Source organism: Hydrogenophaga sp., from assembly GCF_030373225.1.
GTDB lineage: Bacteria > Pseudomonadota > Gammaproteobacteria > Burkholderiales > Burkholderiaceae_C > Hydrogenophaga.
Window position 1 is genome coordinate 67,394 of the sequence record NZ_JAUCZG010000011.1, and the last position, 22,834, is coordinate 90,227.

At 66.0% G+C, this 22,834-nt stretch carries 20 protein-coding genes; 13 read left to right on the top strand and 7 right to left on the bottom strand.

The window, feature by feature from the left end; translation table 11 throughout:
• Nucleotides 1-19: 19 nt before the first annotated feature.
• Nucleotides 20-1,351: a hypothetical protein gene (locus QUV35_RS08345; RefSeq protein WP_300872610.1), complete on the bottom strand. Its 1,332-nt coding sequence runs from the start codon at nt 1,349-1,351 to the stop codon at nt 20-22.
• 130 nt (nt 1,352-1,481) lie between these two features.
• Between QUV35_RS08345 and QUV35_RS08350 the strand changes: the two genes are divergently transcribed.
• The 5 genes from QUV35_RS08350 (at nt 1,482) to QUV35_RS08370 (ending at nt 6,957) form a co-directional block, all read left to right on the top strand.
• Nucleotides 1,482-2,294, top strand: coding sequence for a GNAT family N-acyltransferase (locus tag QUV35_RS08350; RefSeq protein WP_300872612.1), 813 nt, complete (start codon nt 1,482-1,484; stop codon nt 2,292-2,294).
• Complete coding sequence (locus QUV35_RS08355) at nt 2,294-3,253, top strand: UDP-2,3-diacylglucosamine diphosphatase (RefSeq protein ID WP_300872614.1); 960 nt, start codon at nt 2,294-2,296, stop codon at nt 3,251-3,253. Before QUV35_RS08350 ends, QUV35_RS08355 begins: the two co-directional genes overlap by 1 nt.
• Complete coding sequence (locus tag QUV35_RS08360) at nt 3,186-4,298, top strand: glycosyltransferase family 1 protein (protein WP_300872617.1); 1,113 nt, start codon at nt 3,186-3,188, stop codon at nt 4,296-4,298. Before QUV35_RS08355 ends, QUV35_RS08360 begins: the two co-directional genes overlap by 68 nt.
• A gap of 80 nt (nt 4,299-4,378) precedes the next feature.
• Nucleotides 4,379-6,457 (top strand): polyphosphate kinase 1, encoded by a 2,079-nt coding sequence (gene ppk1, locus QUV35_RS08365; protein ID WP_300872619.1) that lies wholly within the window; start codon nt 4,379-4,381, stop codon nt 6,455-6,457.
• Between the two features lie 17 nt (nt 6,458-6,474).
• A complete protein-coding gene (locus QUV35_RS08370; protein WP_300872622.1) occupies nt 6,475-6,957 on the top strand; it encodes a histidine phosphatase family protein in 483 nt (160 codons plus the stop codon).
• A 34-nt stretch (nt 6,958-6,991) separates the two neighbouring features.
• Here the strand turns inward: QUV35_RS08370 and QUV35_RS18915 are convergent, their stop codons facing one another.
• A complete protein-coding gene (locus QUV35_RS18915; RefSeq protein ID WP_366945413.1) occupies nt 6,992-7,426 on the bottom strand; it encodes a hypothetical protein in 435 nt (144 codons plus the stop codon).
• A 152-nt stretch (nt 7,427-7,578) separates the two neighbouring features.
• Nucleotides 7,579-9,063 (bottom strand): exopolyphosphatase, encoded by a 1,485-nt coding sequence (gene ppx, locus QUV35_RS08380; RefSeq protein WP_300872624.1) that lies wholly within the window; start codon nt 9,061-9,063, stop codon nt 7,579-7,581.
• A gap of 216 nt (nt 9,064-9,279) precedes the next feature.
• On the opposite strand from ppx, the gene pstS reads away from it, so the two are divergent.
• From pstS to phoR, 7 genes are all read left to right on the top strand, one after another.
• Complete coding sequence (gene pstS / locus QUV35_RS08385; RefSeq protein ID WP_300872626.1) at nt 9,280-10,311, top strand: phosphate ABC transporter substrate-binding protein PstS; 1,032 nt, start codon at nt 9,280-9,282, stop codon at nt 10,309-10,311.
• A gap of 114 nt (nt 10,312-10,425) precedes the next feature.
• Nucleotides 10,426-11,406: a phosphate ABC transporter permease subunit PstC gene (gene pstC, locus QUV35_RS08390; RefSeq protein ID WP_300872628.1), complete on the top strand. Its 981-nt coding sequence runs from the start codon at nt 10,426-10,428 to the stop codon at nt 11,404-11,406.
• A 1-nt stretch (nt 11,407) separates the two neighbouring features.
• On the top strand, nt 11,408-12,262 hold the full coding sequence (gene pstA / locus QUV35_RS08395) for a phosphate ABC transporter permease PstA (RefSeq protein WP_300872630.1): 855 nt from the start codon (nt 11,408-11,410) through the stop codon (nt 12,260-12,262).
• Nucleotides 12,263-12,307: 45 nt separating this feature from the next.
• Nucleotides 12,308-13,108 (top strand): phosphate ABC transporter ATP-binding protein PstB, encoded by an 801-nt coding sequence (gene pstB, locus QUV35_RS08400; protein WP_300872632.1) that lies wholly within the window; start codon nt 12,308-12,310, stop codon nt 13,106-13,108.
• A 52-nt stretch (nt 13,109-13,160) separates the two neighbouring features.
• Nucleotides 13,161-13,862 carry a phosphate signaling complex protein PhoU gene (phoU, locus tag QUV35_RS08405; protein ID WP_300872634.1) on the top strand — a complete coding sequence of 234 codons (702 nt, stop codon included), beginning with the start codon at nt 13,161-13,163 and terminating at the stop codon, nt 13,860-13,862.
• Nucleotides 13,859-14,590 (top strand): phosphate regulon transcriptional regulator PhoB, encoded by a 732-nt coding sequence (phoB, locus tag QUV35_RS08410; RefSeq protein WP_300872636.1) that lies wholly within the window; start codon nt 13,859-13,861, stop codon nt 14,588-14,590. The genes phoU and phoB overlap by 4 nt, the downstream gene beginning before the upstream one ends.
• Nucleotides 14,587-15,906, top strand: a complete 1,320-nt coding sequence (phoR, locus tag QUV35_RS08415; RefSeq protein ID WP_300872637.1) for a phosphate regulon sensor histidine kinase PhoR — start codon at nt 14,587-14,589, stop codon at nt 15,904-15,906. The genes phoB and phoR overlap by 4 nt, the downstream gene beginning before the upstream one ends.
• Nucleotides 15,907-15,918: 12 nt before the next feature.
• On the opposite strand, the gene QUV35_RS08420 is transcribed toward phoR, so the two are convergent.
• From QUV35_RS08420 to trxA, 4 genes are all read right to left on the bottom strand, one after another.
• Entirely contained in the window at nt 15,919-17,646 is a 1,728-nt protein-coding gene (locus QUV35_RS08420) for a hypothetical protein (protein ID WP_300872639.1), read from the bottom strand.
• Between the two features lie 129 nt (nt 17,647-17,775).
• Complete coding sequence (locus QUV35_RS08425; RefSeq protein WP_300872641.1) at nt 17,776-18,039, bottom strand: type B 50S ribosomal protein L31; 264 nt, start codon at nt 18,037-18,039, stop codon at nt 17,776-17,778.
• Nucleotides 18,040-18,251: 212 nt separating this feature from the next.
• Nucleotides 18,252-19,514: a transcription termination factor Rho gene (rho, locus tag QUV35_RS08430; protein ID WP_056274742.1), complete on the bottom strand. Its 1,263-nt coding sequence runs from the start codon at nt 19,512-19,514 to the stop codon at nt 18,252-18,254.
• Nucleotides 19,515-19,696: 182 nt separating this feature from the next.
• Nucleotides 19,697-20,029, bottom strand: coding sequence for a thioredoxin TrxA (gene trxA, locus QUV35_RS08435; protein WP_300872644.1), 333 nt, complete (start codon nt 20,027-20,029; stop codon nt 19,697-19,699).
• Between the two features lie 122 nt (nt 20,030-20,151).
• Between trxA and QUV35_RS08440 the strand changes: the two genes are divergently transcribed.
• Nucleotides 20,152-22,797 (top strand): PD-(D/E)XK nuclease family protein, encoded by a 2,646-nt coding sequence (locus QUV35_RS08440; protein ID WP_300872646.1) that lies wholly within the window; start codon nt 20,152-20,154, stop codon nt 22,795-22,797.
• The last annotated feature ends 37 nt before the right edge of the window (nt 22,798-22,834 follow it).

The following is a 22,834-nucleotide window of genomic DNA, read 5'->3' on the forward strand; positions in this document are numbered from 1 at the left end:
CGGGGGTGTCCCGGGTCTTTCAATGCACGTTGAAGTGTTGAACGGCTTCGTGACCGGCCTGTGACAGCGGATCGGGCGCGCCGGACAACACCACCACCGGCGAGAAGCCACCGCCGTCGGTGCGGAAGTTGGTGGTCTGGCCCGACCAGGTTCGTGCCGCGAGCAACTGCACCTGAGCCCGGTAGGTGTAGGCACGCAGGTCCAGCTTGAGCAGCCGGGGCTCGCCTTGCACCTGCACCAGCCGCTCGCTGGGTGGTACCAGGGACTGGGCCACGTAGTCACCGGCGAGGATCTCACTCCAGACGCGTCGTGTGAGCTTGTCGCCGCGGTAGGCCGCTCGCGCGCCGAAGCCGGCGGCCGGCTTGAAAAACAGCCTGCGCCGCGCAGCCCAGAGCGCATCGGCATGGTCCGGGTCCACCCGCTGCGTGGCGGGCACCACCGACTGCAGCAGCGCACGGTCGGGCTCGCTCACACCCTGACGCGCGAGCCAGTCGTTGTCGGACAGCAGCACCAGGTTGCGTTTGTCGGCGAACAGGGCATGGGTGCGCGGGTGCGGCGTGAGGACCACCGCGCCGGCCTGGTGGGCCAGGCGCAGGGCCTCGTGGGCCGGGTCCTGCAGGTAGAAGTCGGTCAGGCGGTTGTAGACCAGGTCCACCGCCATGCCGGAGGGCAGGGCGGGGTGGGTCAGCGCACCGTTGCGCCACTGCAGGTCGGCCGCGTCGGCCACCAGCGCGCACAGGCCGTGCGCGGCGAACAGTTCACGGAACAGCTCGAACTCGGGTGCGAGGTACTGGTCCGCGGGCGCGTCGTCCACGATCAGCACGGTGCGCAGTGGTGCCCCGCCGCGCTGTGACGCCCATTCCGAGCGGAACATGCCGACGAACACCGCATCGAGCGAGCGCATCGCGTCGGGCGGGTCGAGCAGCTCGCCGAAGGCCTCGCAACAGGCGCTGTGGGCGCGCGCCAGGGCCGCATTGAGCAGGGCGCCGCCGGCGTTGCTGTTGATCTCGATCAGGCGCGGACCGGTGTCGGTGAGGTGGAAGTCGTAGCCCATGAACACGCCCGCCGGCCCGTGGCTCAGCGCGGCCGTCGCCGGTGCCCGCGCCAGCGCCTGCGCTTGCCAGGCCGGCAGCGCGATCACACGCTCGATGGCCGACACCGCTTGCTGGATGTGCAGCGCCACGCTGCTGTCGAGAAAGACGGCGCTGGCCGAAAACAGGTGCGGGTGGCTGATGGCCAGTCGCGCGGCCAGTCCACCGAGCGCCGGTGTGGTCTCGAGCTGTTCGCGCAGTCGTGGCAGCGACAGCGTCTGGCAGGCGCAGCCCAGGTTCAGGGTGTCGGCGAGGCTCATGGCTTTCAATGGAACTTCAAGCATTCAATAGTACTTGAACTATACAAGTGAAAACCGGACGGGTGCATGTCATGAAAACTTCACGCGATTGCCTCGGGCGGGTCATGGCCGGTTTTCACACTGCATGTTCATGAATACAGTCCTTCTCCCCCACGCCGTTGTGCCCGAGACCCACCTCGCCGCCGTGCCGGCCCTGCCGCTGCCGCACGGCATCGAGGTGTCGTGGGCGCGTCACCAGAGCGAGGTGCGCGAGGCGCAAAAACTCCGGTTCGACGTGTTCGCCCTCGAGATGGGTGCGCGCCTGCCCAACGCGGTGCCCGGGCACGACGTCGACCTGTTCGACGATTTCTGCGAGCACCTGCTGGTGCGCGACAAAGCCACCCGGCAGGTGATCGGCACCTACCGGGTGCTCACCCCGGCCCAGGCCCGGCGCGTGGGCAGCACCTACAGCGACACCGAATTCGACCTCACCCGGCTGCGTGCGGTGCGCGAGCGCATGGTGGAGCTGGGGCGCAGCTGCGTGCACCGCGACCACCGGCACGGCGGCGTGATCATGGCGCTGTGGGGTGCCCTGGCCGGCTTCATGGTGCGCAACCGGCTCGACACCATGATCGGCTGCGCCAGCATCCCGATGCAGCACGAGGGCCCGCACGGCATGGTCGGCGGCGGGCACGCAGCGGCCAGCATCTGGCGCCAGGTCAAGGACAGGCACCTGGCACCGATCGACTTTCATGTGCGCCCACGCCTGCCGCTGCCGATCGAACGGCTCGACGACACGCTCGATGTGGAGCCACCGGCGCTGATCAAGGGTTACTTGCGCCTGGGTGCCAAGGTGCTGGGCCCACCGGCCTGGGACCCGGATTTCAACGCCGCCGACCTGCCGATGCTCATGCGCATCAGCGAGCTGCCGGTGCGATACCGCAAACATTTTCTGGGGGCTTGATGCGAACAGCCCTCGACGTTCCGGGTGGCTGGGCTCTGAAGAGCGGCCTGCCGCCCGGATTCACCCAAGGCGGTGCGTGGAACCCGGAGAGCGGGGGCGACGATGCCACCCAGGACCCCAGCGAACGTGCCCGTTTTCGGGCCGTTTTCATTTCCGACCTGCACCTGGGCACTGCCGGCTGCCAGGCCCGGCCCTTGCTCGATTTCCTCAAGGAATACCCAAGCCAGACGCTGTACCTGGTGGGCGACATCATCGATGGCTGGCAACTGCGCCGCAAATGGTATTGGCCGCAAGCGCACAACGATGTGATCCAGAAACTGCTGCGCCGCTCGCGCAAGGGTTGCCGCGTGGTGTTCGTGCCGGGCAACCACGACGAGTTCGCACGCCAGTTCGACGGCCACAACTTCGGTGGCATCGAAGTGGCCAACGAGGCCGTTCACACCACCGCCGACGGCCGCCAGCTGTGGGTGGTGCACGGGGACTATTTCGATGGTGTGATCCAGTGCGCCAAATGGCTCGCCTACCTGGGCGACAACGCCTACGAGTTCACCCTCAAGCTCAATCGCCACCTCAACTCGCTGCGGGCCCGCCTGGGGCTGCCCTACTGGTCGCTCTCGCAATACCTCAAGCACAAGGTCAAGAGCGCGCTGAACTACGTGACCGACTTCGAACGCGCGGTGGCCGCCGAAGCGCGCTCGCGCGGTTACCAGGGCGTGGTCTGCGGGCACATCCACCGTCCCGAAATGCGCACCATCGACGGCACGCTGTACTGCAACGATGGTGACTGGGTGGAGAGCCTGTCCGCGCTGGTCGAGCACATGGACGGACGACTGGAGCTGGTCCACTGGACTCCACGGGCCGCGGCACAAGGCGCACAGAAGGGAGACACACATGAAGATTCTGATCGTGACGGACGCCTGGCAACCCCAGGCGAATTCGGTCGCCACCACACTGGCTGAACTGGTCCGCCAGTTGCAGATCAGCGGGCACGAGGTGGTGGTGATCCAGCCCGGGCAGTTCCGCACCCGTCCTGGCCCGGGATTTCCGAACATCGAGATGGCCTGGTTTCCAGGTGCACGGCTGCGAGAACTCATGGATGCGGCCGACGCCGATGCGATCCACATCGCCACCGAAGGACCGCTGGGCTGGGCTGCCCGGCGCCATTGCCTGCGTCGCCGCTGGCCGTTCACCACCGCGTTTCACACCAAGTTCCCCGAGATCCTCAAAGGTGCGTTCGGTCTTCCACTGGCCTGGGGTTATGCCTGGCTGCGCTGGTTTCACAGCCCCTCCAGCGGTGTGATGGCGCCGAGCCAGGGCGTGCTCGACATGCTGGCATCGCGCGGGTTTCGCCACCTGCGCCTGTGGACACACGGCGTGGACACGCGGCTGTTTGCGCTGGCCGGCAGCAGCGGGCCCAGCGCGCCGCTGGGCCCGCTGGCGCACCCGGTCAGCCTGTACGTGGGCCGCATCTCGCGCGAGAAGAACATCGAGGCCTTTCTGGCGCTCGATGTGCCCGGCAGCAAGATCGTCTGTGGTGTCGGGCCACTGGCCTCCAGCCTGCGGGCGCGCCATCCCAACGTGCACTGGCTGGGCGTGCTGCCGCGGCACGAACTGGCGCAGGTGTACGCCAGCGCCGATGTGTTCGTCTTTCCGGCCCGCGGCGAAACCTTTGGCCGCACCATGCTGGAGGCCATGGCCAGCGGGGTGCCCGTGGCCGCCTACCCGGTCGACGGACCGATGCAGGTGCTGGGCAACAGCCGCGCGGGCGCCATGCGCGAGAACCTGCGCGAGGCCTGGCACGAGGCGCTCAAGCTGCAGCGCCACGAAGTGCGGGACCGCGCCCTGCAGTTCGGCTGGGGCAAGGCCAGTGCGCTGTTTTTGTCCCACCTCGTGGTGCTGCCGCGCCACCGCCGCCAGCGACAGCGCACCGGCCTGTCGGTGTTGGGGCACGAGGCCGAGACCCTCGCGAAACTGTCACACAAACGTCATCCTCTCGTTGAATAATCGTCACAGTGCGTGCGGGGGCGACCGCGCACGTGGCGCCAGCCGGCAGGGCGACGCATCCGTCGACAACAAGATCAGACATGAGCGGCAACAACTCCAACAGCAAGTTTCCTTTCCTCGATCGCGACCACAGCATCCTGGCCTTCAACGAACGCGTCCTGGACTGGGCGCGTCGCCCCGATGTTCCGCTGCTCGAGCGCCTTCGTTACCTCAGCATCGTCTCCAGCAACCTCGACGAGTTCTTCGAAGTCCGCGTGGCGCCCCACCTGACGGCGGCCCAGACCAACGAACAGCGTGGCCTCTACACGGCGCAGTCGTTTGAACGGCTGACCGAGAAGATCCACACGCTGGTCGCCCAGCAGTACGCCATCTACAACGACGAACTGCTGCCGCTGCTGGAGAAAAAGGGCATCAAGCTCATCTCGCACGGCGAGCGCAACCCGCGCCAGCGGCGCTGGGTGAAGGAATTCTTCGTCAATGAAGTGCAACCCCTGCTGATGCCGGTGGGGCTTGATCCGGCGCATCCGTTCCCGCAGGTGGCCAACAAGTCGCTCAATTTCATCGTGCGCCTGGCGGGCAAGGACGCCTTCGGGCGCGAGAACGAAATCGCCATCGTCAAGGTGCCGCGCATCCTGCCGCGCTTCTTCCGCATGCCGCCCATCAAGGGCTCCAGGCAGACCCACTTCGTCTCCATCTCCAGCCTGATCCGCTCGCACCTTGGCGACCTGTTCCCGGGCCGCCAGGTCACCGAGTTCTCGCAGTTCCGCGTCACGCGACATTCCGATCTGGCGGTGGACGAAGAGGAAGTGAAAAACCTGCGCACCGCACTGCGCAAGGGCCTGCAGCAGCGCCATTACGGCCAGGCCCTGCGCCTGGAGGTGTCGGCTGGTTGCTCCGAATTCCTGTCCCACTTTCTGCTGGAGCAGTTCGCACTGCCGCCCCAGGCGCTGTACCGCGTGGCGGGGCCGGTGAACCTGGTGCGGCTGAACCAGCTGATCGACAAGGTGGAGGCACCGGCGCTGCGCTTCGAGTCCTACAACGGGGGCTGGCCGATTCAGCTCACCCCCGGGCAGTCGTATTTCGAGCGGCTGCAACAGGGCGATGTGCTGATCCACCAGCCTTACGAGAGCTTCGACGCCGTGCTGGCCTTCTTGCGCGAGGCGGTGGAAGACCCCGATGTGCTCGCCATCAAGCAGACCATCTACCGCACCGGCGCCAAGTCGGAGCTGATGAACCTGCTGCGCGAAGCGGTGCGCCGCGGCAAGGAAGTCACTGCCGTGGTGGAGCTCAAGGCGCGCTTCGACGAAGAGGCCAACATCAACTATGCCGAGCGGCTGGAGTCGGTGGGCGCCCAGGTGGTCTACGGCGTGGTGGGTCTCAAGACCCACGCCAAGATGCTGCTGATCACCCGTCGCGAAGCCAGCGGCCTCAAGCGTTACGCACACCTGTCGACCGGCAACTACAACCCCGGCACCGCGCGGCTCTACACCGACATCAGTTACCTCACGGCCGACGACGCGCTGACCGCCGACCTCGAGCAGATCTTCCTGCACCTGGCCAGCCAGAACCGCCTGCCCAAGCTCAACAAGGCGCTGATCGCGCCCTTCCACCTGCACAAGGCCATGCTCGACAAGCTCGAGGCGGCCGGTGCGGCCGCCAAGGCGGGGCAGGATGCCCGTGTGATCGTGAAGATGAACGCGCTGACCGACGAGCAGCTGGCCCGTGCACTGGCCACCGCCTCGCAGCAGGGCGTGAAGATCGACCTCATCATCCGCGGCGCCTGCATCCTGCCCGCGCAGGTGCCGGGGTTCACCGACAACGTGCGGGTGCGCTCGGTGATCGGGCGGCTGCTGGAGCATTCCCGGGTGTTCTATTTCCGCATCGGCGACGTCGAAGAGCTCTGGCTGTCGAGCGCCGACTGGATGAACCGCAACATGCTGCGCCGCATCGAGCTGGCCTGGCCAGTGACCGACAGCGCGCTGCGCCACCGGGTCATTGACGAGTGCCTGTCGGCCTACCTGCACGACACCAAGGACGCCTGGCTGCTCCAGCCCGACGGCCGCTACCTGCCGGCGAACATCACCGGCAGCGGCAAGACCCGCACCGTGATGCATTCGGCGCAGGCCAGTCTGATGACGCGTTACGGCAGCAAGGGATAGCGATGGAAGGCCGCACCATGGACCTGATTCTCTGGCGGCACGCCGAGGCCCATGAACACCCCGATCTGCTGACCGGGTTGCCCGGCGACGCGAAAGACCTGGCACGGCGCCTCACCCCGCGCGGCGAGAAACAGGCCGCGCGCATGGCCGCCTGGCTCGACCGCCAGTTGCCCGACGCGGCCCGCATCTGGAGCAGTCCGGCCGCGCGCTGCGAACAGACGGCGCTGGCGCTCGGACGCAAGTTCAAGATGCGCGAGGAACTGCTGCCCGAAGGCGATCCGCTGGCCTTGCTGGAGCTGGTGCAGTGGCCGCACGGCAAATCGCCGGTGGTGGTGGTGGGTCATCAGCCCACCCTGGGACGGGTGATCGCCCGCCTGCTCAACCTCGCCGAGGACGACTGTTCGGTGAAAAAGGGGGCCCTGTGGTGGCTGAGGCACCGCGAGCGCAGCCACGGCAACCAGACCGTGGTGGTCACGGTTCAGACCCCTGAGCTGATCTGAGCGGAGCGCCGTGGCCCGGCGCTCCCGCCAGGACTCAGCCGGCCGCGACCTTTTTCGCCGGCGCGGCCTTTTTGGCCGCCGGCTTGACCGCGACCTTGGTGGCCGCGACCTTCACGACCTGTTTGGCAACCGGCTTGGCCGCCGCCTTGGCGGGCGCTTTCACCGCTGCCTTGGCCGCAGGCTTGACCGTGGCCTTCTTCGCCGCTGCGGGCTTCTGATCGGTGCCCGTGGGGCGTCCGGTCTTGAGCGTGGGAACGGCGCCCAGCGCTGCCTTGTAGGCGGCGTCGCTCAGTCCCTGCAGCGCCATCAACCCTGCACGCAACAGTTCGCTTTTCTTCACGCTGGTGCCCAGGGCAATGGCGCGCGTCTTGAGCGTTTCAATGGCGGCGAACTCCGTCTTCGGAATGGTGAAACTGTCGCGCACGAGCTTGGGCTTCTTGGGGCTGACTTTGCTGTTCTGGCTGGTCATGGGTGACTCCGTAAGTGATTGAAACGGAGCGCAGTATAAACCGTATAAATCGTTTATATGATTGTGACGGTGTCATGACGGCAAAAAAACCGCTTGCGAGGCAATGGTTTGCACCCCGGAACCGGCGCCGTGTCGCCGGCAGCGTGCTCACCTCACCGGATGTCGGCGGTGAACTTCCAGGCCGATTTTTGCCAGGCCACCACCTCTTCACCGAGCAACCACGCGGACTGCGGGTAGCGCTTGGCCCAGCCCGGATTGGTCGCCAGCCGGAAGACGCCCGGCTTGTAGGCGAGCTTGACCGACTCGTGCTCGGGCATCTGCCGCGCATGGCACAGCAGCACGGCCAGGCGCAGGGCCATGAGCTGTTTGGCAAAGAGCTCGTCCTGCATCGCCGCTTCAAGCTTGCGCAGCTTGCCGCGTTGCCCCAGCACCAGCTGGCTCATGCGGTGCAACTCGGGCAGGGAAAAGCCGCGTGCATCCACGTTGTCCAGGATGTAGGCGCCGTGGTGGTGCGAGCGCTCATGCGAGATATGGGTGCCGATCTCGTGCAGCCGGGCCGCCCAGGCCAGTTTTTGCGAATAGCGCCCGTTTTGCGCATCCACCGCCGCAATCTGTGCAAACAGCGCCGTGCTCACCGTGCTCACCCTTTTGCCTTGGGCCTCGTCGGCGGAGAAACGGTGCGCCAGCCAGTTGACTGTGCGCTCGCGCACGTCGCCGCCGTCGCTGTCGCGGTCGATCAGGTCGTAGAGCGCGCCGTGGCGCAGCGCACCCTGGGCGGGCAGCATCTGTTCGATGCCGAACAGGTCGAAGATCGCACGCAGGACGCTCACGCCGCCGCCGATCACCGGGCGGCGGTCGTCTTTCAGGCCCTCCAGGCGCATCTGCTCGGCACTGCCCGACTTGATCATGCGATCGAGCAGCCAGTCCAGACCCGAGCGGGTGACCACACCCGAGGCCCAGCCGTTGGCTGCAAGCATGTCGGCCACCGCACTCACGGTGCCCGACGAGCCGTAGGCCACCGTCCAGCCGGCCGGCGGAAAGCGGTCCAGTGCATCCTCGATCACGGCCTTGGCGGCCACCTCGGCCGTTTTGAAAGCGGCAGCACTGAACTGTCCACGCGGGAAGTAACGTGTTGACCAGGCCACGCTGCCCAGGTGGTAGGACTCCATGGCGCGGGCCGAATAACCCTGGCCCATGATCATCTCGGTGGAGCGCCCGCCGATGTCGACCACCAGGCGTTTTTCGTCGGAATGGGGCAGCAGGCGCGAGACCCCCTGGTAGATCAGCCGAGCCTCTTCATAGCCAGAAACCACATCGATCGGAAATCCCAGGATGGCCTGGGCCTGACGCACGAAATCGTCGCGGTTTCTTGCCTCGCGCAGCGTCTGGGTGGCCACGGCGCGCACCTGCTGGCGCTTGAAACCGTGCAAGCGCTCGGCAAACCGCGCCAGGCACTCCCAGCCACGCTCCATGGCCGCCTGGCTGAGGTTTTTTTCCTCGTCCAGCCCGTTGCCCTGGCGCACGGTTTCCTTGAGGTACTCGATGCGTTCGATGTGGCCCGAGTGGTAGCGGCCGATTTCCAGCCGAAAGCTGTTGGAGCCGAGGTCGATGGCGGCAAGTAAGGTACCGTTTTGCATGCGAAAGGGATGGGCGGACCAGGGAGGCCCCGGGAAAGGAACGGCAGGAGCAGGCGAGCCCGGATTGTGACGCATGCCCGGCCCGGTATCTGTGACTTGGCGGTTGAACGGACCCGGTTGCGCCCCGCTTTTGTGACATTCATCGGATGTCACAGTCTTGTCACATTGCCTGCCTAGACTCGTCGGTGTTCCTTTTCCCAACCGCTAGGAGTCTCCATGATCAACAAACGTATCTTTCTTCAGGCCGTCGCCGCCGCCGCCATGGCCACCGCCGGCATGGGCTCCGCCATCGCTGCCGACATCACCGGCGCTGGCGCCACCTTCCCCTTCCCGATCTACGCCAAGTGGGCTGAGGCCTACAAGAAAGAAACCGGCACCGGCCTGAACTACCAGTCGATCGGCTCGTCCGGTGGCATTCGCCAGATCCGCGCCAAGACCGTGGCCTTCGGTGCAACCGATGCGCCCGTCTCCGGCGCTGACCTCGACAAGGACGGCATGGTCCAGTTCCCCGCCATCATCGGCGGCACGGTTCCCGTGATCAACCTCGAAGGCTTCAAGCCAGGCGAACTGCGCGTGACCGGCCCCGTGCTGGCCGAAATGTTCCTGGGCAAGATCTCCAAGTGGAACGACCCCAAGCTGGCTGCCCTGAATCCCGGCAAGACCCTGCCTGACCAGAACATCACCGTGGTGCACCGCGCCGACGGTTCGGGCACGACCTTCAACTGGACCGACTACCTGACCGCCGTCAGCAAGGAATGGGCCGATACCGTGGGCAAAGGCGCCGCCGTCAAGTGGCCTGCTGCTTCGTCGGTCGGTGGCAAGGGCAACGAAGGCGTGGCCGCCAACGTGAACCGTGTCAAGGGCGCGCTGGGCTATGTCGAGTACGCATACGTCAAGAAGAACAACATGAACTTCCTGCAGCTGCAAAACGCTGACGGCAAGTACGTGAGCCCGGACGATGCCGCTTTCGCTGCTGCCGCCGCCGGCGCTGACTGGTTCAGCGTGCCCGGCATGGGCATCTCGATGGTGAATGCCAAGGGCGCCACCAGCTGGCCCGTGAGCACGGCCTCGTTCATCCTGATGTACAAGGATCCGGCCGACAAGGCGCAGTCCGCCGAAGTGCTGAAGTTCTTTGACTGGGCCTTCAAGAACGGCAAGGGCATGGCCGCCGAACTGGACTACGTCGCACTGCCGGACGCTCTGACCGCCCAAATCCGCTCCAAGGTTTGGACGCAGATCGCCAAGTAAGTTAGGCTGCCTCCCAAGTCGCATCCGCCGGTCGGTTCAGTCTGGCCGGCGGATGCTGATTTGTGGGGGTCGGATCTTTTCCGGATGGGAGTCAACATGAGCCTGGGAACCACCATGAGTTCGCAACCTGTGTCCGTTCAACTGGACAACCCCAACATGGCGTCGATTGCCCGCCGGCAACGCTTTCAAGACGTCCTGTTTCATCGAGTCACGCAGAGTTTTTCGCTGTTGGTGCTGATCGCCCTCATGGGCATCATCGTCTCGCTGTTCATCAACGCCTGGCCCACCTTCCAGAAGTTCGGTTTCAACTTCATCTGGCGCGTGGAGTGGGACATCATCAACGAAGAATTCGGTGCCGCGATTGCCATCGTCGGCACCATCGCCAGCGCCTCCATCGCCATGCTGATCGCCGTTCCCCTGGCCTTCGGCATTGCGCTCTTCCTCACCGAAACCTGCCCCGTGTGGCTGCGCCGGCCGCTGGGCACGGCGGTGGAGTTGCTGGCGGCTGTGCCGTCCATCATCTATGGCATGTTCGGCCTGTTCGTGTTTGCGCCCCTGTTCGCCGACTACTTCCAGGTGCCGGTGCAAAACGTGCTCGGTGGCATGCCGCTGGTGGGTTTCCTGTTTGGCGGCAGCACCAACGGCTTCGGCATCCTGGCTGCCGGCATCGTGCTGGCCTTCATGGTGCTGCCTTTCGTGGCGGCGGTGATGCGCGACGTGTTCGAGATCGTGCCCCCCATCCTGCGCGAATCGGCCTACGGCCTTGGCTGCACCACCTGGGAGGTGGTTCGCAACGTGGTGCTGCCCTACACGCAAAAGGGCGTGATCGGCGGCATCATGCTGGGCCTGGGCCGGGCGCTGGGCGAAACGATGGCTGTCACCTTCGTGATCGGCAACGCCAACCGCATGCCCACCTCGCTGTTCTCGCCCGGCACCTCGATCGCCTCGACCCTGGCCAACGAATTCGGCGAAGCCGCCGACTTCCACCTCTCCACCCTGTTCGCCCTCGGTTTCCTGCTGTTCGTGATCACCTTCCTGGTGCTCTCGGCGGCCAAGATCCTGATGATGCGCGCCGAAAAAGCCAAGGGGTTCTGACATGGAATTCAACAACCAACTCTACAAAGGCCGCCAGCGTACCAACGCAATCGGCTTGACGCTGTCCATGGGCGCCATGGTGCTGGGCCTGGTGGTGCTGCTGTGGATCCTGAGCGTGCTGCTCACCAACGGTTTTGCCGCGCTGGACTGGAACATGTTCACCCAGTCCACCCCGGCGCCTGGCAGTGAAGGCGGCGGCCTGGCCAACGCCATCGTCGGCAGCTTGATGATGGTCGGCTTCTCGGTGCTGGTGTCCACGCCCATCGGCGTGTTCGCCGGTGTGTACCTGGCCGAATACGGCGACCAGAGCAAGACCGCCGAGCTCACCCGATTCGTGACCGACATCATGCTGTCGGCGCCCTCCATCGTGCTCGGCCTCTTCGTCTACGCCATCGCCGTGGCCACGGTGGGCAACTTCTCGGGCTGGGCTGGCAGCCTGGCGCTGTCGCTGATCGCCGTGCCGGTGGTTGTGCGAACCACAGAGAACATGCTGCGCCTGGTGCCGGGCAGCCTGCGCGAAGCGGCCTTCGCACTCGGTGCGCCGCGCTGGAAGGTGGCCACGCTGGTCACGCTGCGTGCAGCCAAGAGCGGTGTCATGACCGGCCTGCTGCTGGCGGTGGCCCGCATCAGTGGCGAGACCGCACCGCTGCTGTTCACTGCCCTGAACAACCAGTTTTTCAGCACCGACATGGGCGCGCCCATGGCCAACCTGCCGGTGGTGATCTTCCAGTTCGCACTGAGCCCCTACGACAACTGGATCCGCCTGGCCTGGGGCGGTGCGTTGCTGATCACCTTGTCGGTGCTGGTGCTCAACATCGTGGCCCGTGTGTTCCTGCGCGAGAAAACGCCGGGCTGAGGCCGGCCCCTGCTTACCCAATCCATCCTAGATCCGGACCTGACCATGCCCAACACCGCCACCGCCACTGCAGCCCAGCCCGCCGTCGCCGCCAAGAATGCGCTCGAACTGCGCAACCTCAATTTCTTCTATGGCAAGTTCCAGGGCCTGAAGGATGTCAACATGAACATCGAGGAGCGCAAGGTCACCGCCTTCATCGGCCCATCGGGCTGCGGCAAATCGACCCTGTTGCGCACGCTCAACCGCATGTACAGCCTCTATCCGGGGCAGCGCGCCGAGGGTCAGATCAACTTCTACGGCCAGAACATCCTGGACGAGAAGCAGGACATCAACCTGCTGCGTGCGCGCATCGGCATGGTGTTCCAGAAGCCGACGCCGTTTCCCATGTCGATCTACGACAACATCGCCTTCGGCGTGAAGCTCTACGAGAACCTGGGCAAGAGCGAGATGGACGACCGCGTGGAATGGGCCCTGTCCAAGGCCGCGCTGTGGAACGAGGTGAAGGACAAGCTCAGCCAGAGCGGCCTGTCGCTCTCGGGTGGTCAGCAACAGCGCCTGTGCATCGCGCGCAGCGTGGCAGTCAAGCCGTCCGTGCTGCTGCTGGACGAACCCACGTCTGCGCTGGACCCGATTTCCACCGGCAAGGTCGAGGAACTGGTGCACGAGCTCAAGCAGGACTACACCATCGCCATCGTGACGCACAACATGCAGCAGGCCGCACGCTGCAGCGACTACACCGCCTACATGTACCTGGGTGAGTTGATCGAGTTCGGTTCCACCGAACAGATCTTCTTCAAACCCGCCAAGACCGAGACCGAGGACTACATCACCGGGCGTTTCGGCTGAACGGCCGGGCAATCGAAATCGGTCAGTTCCGAGCCACCACGGGAGAGCCTTCATGAGCGACAAACACATATCCAGCCAGTTCGACGCCGAGTTGAACTCCATCTCCACCCAGGTCCTCGAGATGGGTGGCCTGGTCGAGTCCCAGCTCCATCAGGCGGTCTATGCCCTGGTGCACATGAGCCTGGAGTCGGCCGAGCAGGTCATCGAGAACGAGGCCCGGATCAACCAGATGGAGATGCAGATCGATCACGAGATCATCTCCACCATCGGCCGGCGCCAGCCGACCGCGCGCGACCTGCGCTTTCTCATGGCGATTTCGCGCACCACGCAGAACCTGGAGCGCGCTGGCGACGAGGTGGCGCGCATTGGGCGGATGGTCAAATCCATCATCGAAAACGGGTCCCCACGCAACCTGCCCAGCTACGAACTGCGCATGGCCGCCGACCTGGCCTCGGCCCTGCTGCGCAAGACGCTGGACTCGTTCGCCCGGCTCGACACCACCATGGCAGTGGCCATCATCAAGGGTGACAACGCCATCGACAACGAATACAACGGCTTCCTGCGCAAGCTCATCACCTACATGATGGAAGACCCTCGCACCATCTCCCCCAGCCTGGACCTGCTGTTCCTGGCCAAGTCGATCGAGCGCGTCGGCGACCACGCCAAGAACATCGCCGAACAGATCATCTTCATCGTCAAGGGAGAAGACGTGCGACACACCCCGATGTCGCGCGTGGAGTCGGTGGTCGGATGAGGAAACTTCCCAGAGTCCTCGTGGTCGAGGACGAACCCTCGATCGCAGAATTGATTGCGGTCAACCTGCGCCACAACGGCTTTGCCCCCACGGTCGTGTTTGACGGTGCCGCCGCCCAGCGCGAGGTGGATGCCGTGCTGCCCGACGTGATCCTGCTCGACTGGATGCTGCCTGGTGAAAGCGGTGCCTCGCTCGCCCGGGCCTGGCGCAAGAACGAACGCACCAAGACCATCCCGATCCTGATGCTCACCGCGCGCAGCGACGAGAGCGACAAGGTGCAGGGACTCGATGCCGGTGCCGACGACTACATCACCAAACCGTTCTCCACCCAGGAGCTGCTGGCCCGCATCCGTGCGGTGTTGCGCCGGCGGGCGCCCGAGATCGTCAACGACTCGGTGCAGGTGGGTGAGCTGGCACTGGACGCGGCCACCTACCGCATCACGTTTCGCGGCACCGAACTCAAGGTCGGGCCGACCGAATTCAAGCTGTTGCACTACCTCATGAAGCACGCAGAACGGGTGCACACCCGTGGTACGCTGCTCGACAAAGTCTGGGGAGACCATGTTTTCATCGAGGAGCGAACCGTGGACGTGCATGTCAAACGACTGAGGGAATCACTGGGTGAGGCCTCGGGCATGATCGAAACGGTTCGTGGTGCCGGCTACCGGCTCACCTCCATGAACAACACCGGGCGACCGGCGCAAGGCGCTCCCATATCCGCCGCATGACGCGGCGGGCAATCGAGCTCCTGCTGCTCGTGGCATTCGGCGCGGTGCTGGGCTGGACACAGGATTCTCCCGGCTGGACCTTCGCCGGATCTCTCGTGGGTGCCCTGGCCTGGTCCGTCATCGACGGTTTGCGCGCCCGCAGTTTCCTGCGCTGGCTCAACAAGGCCGATGTGACGCGCCAGCCGCGCCTCTCGGGCGCCTGGGGCGAGATGGTCGACCGGGCGCGCAAGCTGATCAAGAAACTCGAGAAGAAGGCGCAGAACAGCGATGCGCGGCTGGAAGACTTTCTGGCCGCCATCCAGGCGTCGCCGAACGGGGTGGTGCTGCTCGATTCCGCGGGCCGCATCGAGTGGTCCAACCTCACGGCCGCCAACCACCTGGGGTTCGACCCCCAGCGCGACCTGGGCCAGTATGTGCGCAACATGGTGCGCAACCCGGCGTTCACCGCCTACCTGGCCGGCGGGGAGTTCAACCACGAGATCCAGATTGAAGGCCCCGGACCCCGGCCCTCGCAGCCCACCAAGATCTCGCTGCAGATCCATCCCTACGGCAAGAAACGAAAGCTCATGCTCACGCGCGACGTGACCGCCGTGCAGCTCGCCGAAACCATGCGCCGGGATTTTGTGGCCAACGTGTCGCATGAAATCCGCACGCCGCTGACCGTGCTCAGCGGCTTCGTCGAGACCATGCAGAGCATTCCCCTGGAGGAGGCCGATCGCACCCGCTACCTCGGCCTCATGAGCCAGCAGGCGCACCGCATGCAGACGCTGGTCAGCGACCTGCTCACGCTCTCCCGGCTCGAAGGCAGCCCCGCGCCCGGTCCGGGCGAATGGATCGAGGGCGAGGAACTGCTCAGCCATGTGGTGCAGGAAGCCAGGGGTCTGACCCAGGCGATTTCTGCCGTGCCCCACCAGATCGAGCCGATGCCGGGTCCGGCCATCTGGGTGTCGGGTGCGAAGACCGAACTCCTGAGCGCCATGTCCAACCTGCTCAGCAACGCGGTGCGCTACACGCCCGGAGGTGGGCTCATCCAGACCGGGTGGCGCCTGCGCTCTGACGGTTGGGCCGAGTTCTTCGTCAAGGACACCGGGCCGGGCATCGCTGCCGAGCATCTGCCGCGCCTGACCGAGCGTTTCTACCGCGTGGATCGCAGCCGCTCGCGCGAAACCGGCGGCACCGGGCTGGGCCTGGCCATCGTGAAGCATGTTGCGCAGCGCCACGGTGGACACATCGATGCCGAAAGTGCGCTTGGAGCAGGCTCACGGTTCGCGATCGCCTTGCCGCCCAACCGGGTGCGCGATCACGTCATCGGCTGAGCCAGCAGGGCATCAGTTGCCAACGCGCTGGTAGACCAGCAGGCTCTCCTTTGTGTCGGTGAGGCGGCTCACGGTGGACTTGAACGCCCACTGGGTGAGCTCGACGCGCTGGTCGAGCGTGCGCTGGCTTGCCGGCGCCACCACCAGGCTCTGGCAATCCGCAGCCGGCTCGCCGCCGGTACGCACCAGTTTGAGGCCACCGTGGTGTTGCAAGGCAGCGATCTGCGCCTGGCTCAGACCATCCACCAGCACACAGCCCTGCGCCGGTACCAGGGTGGCAATGCGGCGCGAGACCGGGCCGTAGCTGCGGCCGAAATCCAGCAGTGGCAACCAGAGCGTCATCAGCAACAGCCAGCACAAGGTGCTGCCGGCAGCCGGCAACACCAGGCTCTTCCACAGGGCCTGGCGGTGCTGACCGACGCGCCATGCCACCAGCCAGAGCCAGGCCGCAGTGGCCGCCGCGCCGATGACAAACAGGACCAGGGAGAACTCGGGCACGAAGCCCGGGGCCAGCTTGGCCACGTTGGCCGCCGGCTTGGCCGGCACGCCGGTCTGCATCGCCACCCAGATCACCCAGATGACCAGCGCACAACCCGAAAAGAACAACAGCGTGAACCAGTCCACCAGCGCCGAAACACTGCGGCGCAGCGTGGGCAGCGCAAACGCAGCGAGCGCGGCCAGGGCCGGCAGTGCGAGCAGCAGGGCGCGGTCGCGTTCGGGCGAGAGCGCGCTGTCGACCACGCTCACGAGCACCGCCCACAAGGGCAGTGCCACATGCGGGCGCAGCAGCTGATTGCGCCAGCGCCACAGTGTCCAGAGCACCAGCGGCCACGCGGGCCAGGTGAACCAGACGAGCAGCTTTCCCCAGCTCTGCCACTGGATCGCGGCAAATGCCGTTTGCAGGCCGGGCCGTGGAACCTGCCCGCCCAGTGCCGCGCTGCCCGCGATCAGCACCAGCAGCACCGCCGCCCAGATCAGTGGATCAGCGGTTGCAGGCGCCTCGTCGGTCAGCCCGTCGTTGTCGGACTCGCCTGGCTGGCGGCGCGACAGCCACAGGATCAGCAGCAGGCCCCCGCCGAGCACGATGGCGATCCATGGCGCCCCACTGAACATCAAGGCCAGCAAGGCCGTGCTCCACAGTCCCAGGCTGTGCAGCGGATGCCGCTGACCGCTGTGTGCCAGGCGCGACGCCGACAGCAGCAACAGCGAAACCAGCGCCAGTCTTGCCAGATCGGGGGTGGTTTCGTGTGACAGCTGGGCCAGGCCCAGGCAGGCCATGAGCGCCAGCAAGCCGGCATCCGCCAGCGCACGCGCGTAGTCGGTGGGTCTGGCCTCACCGCCGAACGCAAAGGCCACCGGCTGCGCAGCCGGCTGGCGGGCGAGGTGGTAGACCGTGTACCAGGTGCACACCAGCGTGAGGGCCAGCAGCAGGGCAAACGGAACCCGCACGGCGAATTCGGGCGAGAAGAAGGGCAGCAGCTTGATGAACACCGCCCCGAGCCAGTAGGGCAGGGGGCCCGCCTCTTCCACCGCCACGCCCAGAACCTGCGGGCTCCACCAGCCGCTGTGACCGGCGGCCATCTCCAGCATCACGCCAAAGGCGGACACGTCGGCGTTCTTCCAGGGCTCACGGCCCAGGAAACCTGGCAGCACGTAGGCGACGCAGAACAGGAACAGGGCAATCCGCGGAAGGCGGCGCACGGCCGACTGGGTGACGATGGCAGGGGTGGGCTGGTTCACTGCGGGGAATATACAAGGCGCCCGGGATGGCGGTGCGACAAGGAGAGGGCGAAAAAAAAGCAGCCGGACAAGCAGCTGCTTTTCTTGTGCAGGGCGTTGCGCTGTCGAAGGCGCAAGCCGGCCGCGTGCTTACTTCGCAGCGGGTGCCGTCTTGCCGTAACGGTTGCGGAAACGCTCCACACGACCACCCATGTTGTCCACGCTTTTCTGCGTGCCGGTGTAGAAGGGGTGCGATTCGCTCGAGGTGTCGAGCTTGTACAGCGGCAGCTCGCGGCCGTCTTCCATCTTGATCATCTCTTTCGTGTTGGCGCAGGAGCGGGTCACGAACTTGAAGCCGTTGGAGAGGTCCTGGAAGCAGACTTCGCGGTAGTTGGGGTGAATGCCGTCTTTCATGACGTGTCCTTGAGGTTCAGGTGCGGCAGCCGCAAGGGAACCATTCCCCTGTACTTGTCGCGTTTGGTAAAGCCGCAGATTATAGCCCGCAGGCGCGCCCTCATTGCCGCAGCGAGGGGTCTTTGGCCAGAAACACCGAGGAACCGGCTTCGCCGGGTGTCAGGTGTTGCCTCCCTTTTCAGGGTGGACGCGCCGTCAGGCGAGCAGGGGGGTCACCCTCCGCGTCTCATCATGTCGAAGAACTCCGAATTGTTCTTCGTCGACTTCATGCTCTTGAGCACCATCTCCATGGCTTCGATTTCGTCCATGTTGTACATGAACTGGCGCAGGATCCGGGTCTTCTGCAGGATCTCGGGCTGAAGCAGCAATTCCTCGCGGCGGGTGCCGCTGCGGTTGAGCTGGATCGAAGGGAACACGCGCTTTTCGTACAGGCGGCGGTCGAGATGGATCTCGCAGTTGCCGGTGCCCTTGAATTCTTCAAAGATCACCTCGTCCATCCTGGAGCCGGTGTCGACCAGTGCGGTCGCGATGATGGTGAGCGAGCCGCCTTCTTCGATCTTGCGTGCTGCGCCGAAGAAGCGCTTGGGACGCTGCAGCGCGTTGGCGTCCACACCGCCGGTGAGCACCTTGCCGCTGGAGGGCAGCACGTTGTTGTAGGCGCGGGCCAGCCGGGTGATGGAGTCGAGCATGATCACGACGTCCTTGCCGAGCTCGACCAGGCGCTTGGCGCGCTCGATCACCATCTCGGCCACGTGCACGTGGCGGGCCGCCGGCTCGTCGAACGTGGAGGCGATGACCTCGCCGCGCACGGTGCGCTGCATCTCGGTCACTTCTTCCGGGCGCTCGTCCACGAGCAGCACCATCAGCACCACCTCGGGGTGGTTGGCCGAGATGGCATGGCAGATGTGCTGCATCATGACCGTCTTGCCGCTCTTGGGCGGTGCAACGATCAGCGCTCGCTGGCCACGGCCGATGGGCGCGATGATGTCGATCACGCGGCCGGTGATGTTCTCTTCGCTCTTGATGTCGCGTTCCAGGCGCATCTGTTCCTTGGGGAACAGCGGCGTCAGGTTCTCGAACATGATCTTGTGCTTGTTGTCCTCCGGGGGCAGGCCGTTGATCTTGTCGAGCTTGTTGAGCGCGAAGTAACGCTCGCCGTCCTTCGGAATGCGCACTTCGCCCTCGATCATGTCGCCGGTGTGCAGGTTGAAGCGGCGGATCTGGCTGGGCGAGATGTAGATGTCGTCGGTGCTGGCGGTGTAGCTGGTGTCGGGTGCACGCAGGAAACCGAAACCGTCGGGCAGCACTTCGAGCACACCGTCGGCGTAAACCAGTTCGCCGCCCTTGGCGCGCTTCTTGATGATGGCGAACATCAGCTCCTGCTTGCGCATGCGGCCGGTGTTTTCGATCTCAAGCGCTTCTGCCTGCTTGAGGACTTCAGACACGTGCAGTGCCTTGAGTTCGTTGAGGTGCATGGAATTCACTCCGGGAGGGAGTTGAGTCGGGAACCGGGGGAGGGGGCGCTGGCGTCCGGTAGTCGGACGGTACGCAAATGAAGGGCGGGGTCTGTCGGATCCGCCTGCGGGAAATTATGACAGGAAAACAAAGCCGCTGAAAAGGTGCCCGGGCGTTGCACCCGGGCACACCTTCCAGGCAATCAGGCCAGTTGCTGGTCGATGAAGGCCGTGAGCTGGGCCTTGCTCATGGCGCCGACCTTGGTGGCGGCGAGCTGACCGTCCTTGAACAGCATCAGCGTGGGGATGCCGCGGATACCGAACTTGGCCGGCACATCGCGGTTCTCGTCCACGTTGAGCTTGGCGATCTTGAGCTTGCCGTCATAGGAGCCGGCCACCTCGTCGAGGATGGGGGCAATCATCTTGCAAGGGCCGCACCACTCGGCCCAGAAGTCGACCAGGACGGGCGCCTGCGCTTCCAGCACGTCGGCCTGGAAGCTTGCATCGGAAACATGTTTGATCAGGTCGCTCGCCATGATTCATCCTAAAAAACGTTGAACGGGGAGGTTAAAGTTTGGGCTCTCGCGCGGGCTTCAAGGGCTTGAAGGTCACCACAGCGCCAACCAGTGCGGGCCATTGTGACAGAAACCCCTTTTTCATGACGCCAGCCAAACCGCCTGCCGAGTCCGGTCTTGCCGACGCATCCGTGCCTGAGACCGCCGCGGGTGCCAGCCACTGGTCCACATTGATCGACACCCTCTCGCGTGACCTGGCCGAGCGTGGCCTGGAGCCGGGAGGTGTTGTGTTCCTCGTGCCTTACGCCCAACTCATGGAGGTGGGGCGACGCGCCTGGTCGGCCCGCCATCCCGACGGTTTTCCACCACGGTTCGAATCCAGTCGAAACTGGGCGGCCTCACTGCAGCCCTTCGTGCCGGGCGCAACCGACCTGAGCATGGACATGGCGCGCGACATCCTCGTGGCCGGCGCATTCATCGACCGCGTGGCGCCGGCCCGGGCCGACGCCGAATTGCGTGCCGTGATGGTGCGGCGCCTCGTGGAGGCGGCGCGACAGCTCGCACCCCTGGCTGCGGCGGTGCCGCCGCAGCGGCGCACCGCCTGGGCCGAAGCCCTGCAACCCGATCTGCTGCCCGGTCCGGCCTCGCTGCAGTGGGAGGGGCTGGTGGCCTCGCTGGCGCTGACCTGGGCGAGCACCTCCGCCTACGCCACCGACGTTTTGTGGAGTCCTCAAGCCAGCCCCGGCACCGGCGCGCAGACGCTGGTCGTGCTGCAAGGGTTTCAGACCGATCCGCTGGCAGGTGCGCTGGTCGAGCATTGGGGCGCGCGCGCACGGAGCCTGCCGTGGACCGCTGTCCACGCGCCGGCCCACCGGCCGACGGACGCGACGCTGCACGCCTGCGATGACGCCGAAGACGAGGCGCAGCGCGCCGCCGCCTGCGTGATCGCGCAGATCAACCGTGGCCACCAGCCCGTGGCCCTGGTCGCCACCGACCGTTTGCTCACGCGTCGCGTCAGCGCCCTGTTGCACGGCGCCGGCGTGGCGGTGCGCGACGAGACCGGCTGGAAACTCTCCACCACCCATGCCGCTGCGCGACTCATGAGCCTGTTGCGCGCAGCTTCGCCGCGCGCCTCGATGGACGACGTGCTCGATCTGCTCAAGCAGGCCACTCGCTGGCCGGAAGAAGCGGTGCTCACCCTGGAGCAGCTGGCGCGCGAGGCGGGTGTGTCGCAATGGCGCGCCGCCGTGCGCACCGCCAGCCTGAGTGCCGCCTTGCCCGAGGGTCTGCACGCGTTGCTGGAGAGCCTGCAGTCACCGCGCAGCCTGATGGCCTGGCTGGACGCCGTGGCGCAGGCCTTGAGGGCCACCGGGCTGTGGGACGCTTTGCAGGCCGATGCGGCGGGTCAGCAGGCCGTGCGGGTCTTGCGGCTGGACGAAGGCGCAGCGGCCGAGCTCTCGGCGATAGGGCCCGCTGCGGGTGCCGGCCGTGCTGCTGCGCGTCTGCCGCTGGCCGCGTTCACGACCTGGGTGCGCGAGGTGCTGGAGGGCGCCACCTTCCTGCCGCGTGGCGCTGGCGAAGCGTCGGTGGTCATCCTGCCCATGGCTCAACTGCTCGGCCGCTGCTTTGCCGCCACCGTGGTGCCCGGGTGCGACGAGGTGCATCTCGACCCCAGCCCCGAGCCGCCCGGCTCGTGGACGTCTGCCCAGCGCGAACTGCTGGGTCTGCCCTCGCGTGAGGCGCTGTCGCTGGCGGCGGCCAGCGGCTGGCAGTCGCTGCTTCGCATGCCGCGTCTGGATGTGCTGTGGCGAACGCAGGAGCTCGGTGAGCCCGTGATGCCGAGCCCCTGGGTGCTGGCCCTGCCGGCGCAGGATGCCCGCCACGGCAGCGATCCGCGCCCGTCAACGGCGCTGCTGTCGGCGCCCTCGCTGCGCCCCTCGCCCTCGGCCGGCGACGTGTTGCCCGCAGCGCTCTCGGCCAGTGCCTACCAGGACCTGCGCGACTGCCCCTACCGGTTCTTTGCCCTGCGCCAGTTGCGGCTGGTCGAGGCGTCCGAGCTGGCGCTGGAGCCCGACCAGCGCGACATGGGCAACTGGCTGCATGCGGTGTTGCGCGCCTTTCACGAGCAACGCGGCGATGCCCGCCCGGGCGAGGCGGCCGATCGCGCCTCGCTCGACCGGCTCGCCCTGGAGACCGCCACTGCCATGGGCCTGAACGCGGGCGAGGGTGGTGCGGGCTTCCTGCCCTATGAGGTGACCTGGCCGGCCACGCGCGATGGGTACCTGCAATGGCTGGCCACGTTCGAGGCCACGGCCGAGCGACCCGGCCCCCGCTTCGTGCAGGCCGAAGCGGTGATGACCGCCAGCGTCGGCCCGTGGAAGCTCTACGGCAAGCTCGACCGCGTGGATGCGCAGGACAGCCCGGAGGGTCCGATCCCGTTCGTGATCGACTACAAGACCGAGCGTCGCAGCAAAACCACCGATCGCCTGAAGGAGCCGCTGGAAGACGTGCAGCTGGCGTTCTATGCCGCGCTGCTGCCCGACGACACCTTGCGCGCGGCCTACCTCAGCATCAACGACCGCCCCGGTGCCGCAGCCAACGACGGCGCGACCCGGCTGGTGGAGCACACCGGTGTGCTGGAGGCGCGCGAGCACCTGCGCGCCGGACTCTCGCACGACATGGCGCGCGTGGCGGCGGGGCATCCCATGCCCGCGCTCGGCGAAGGCCGGGTGTGCGAGTTCTGCAAGGCGCGTGGCCTGTGCCGCAAGGATTTCTGGAGCCCGGCATGAGCGCCCGCCGGTACACGCCCGGGCTGACCCGCGCCCC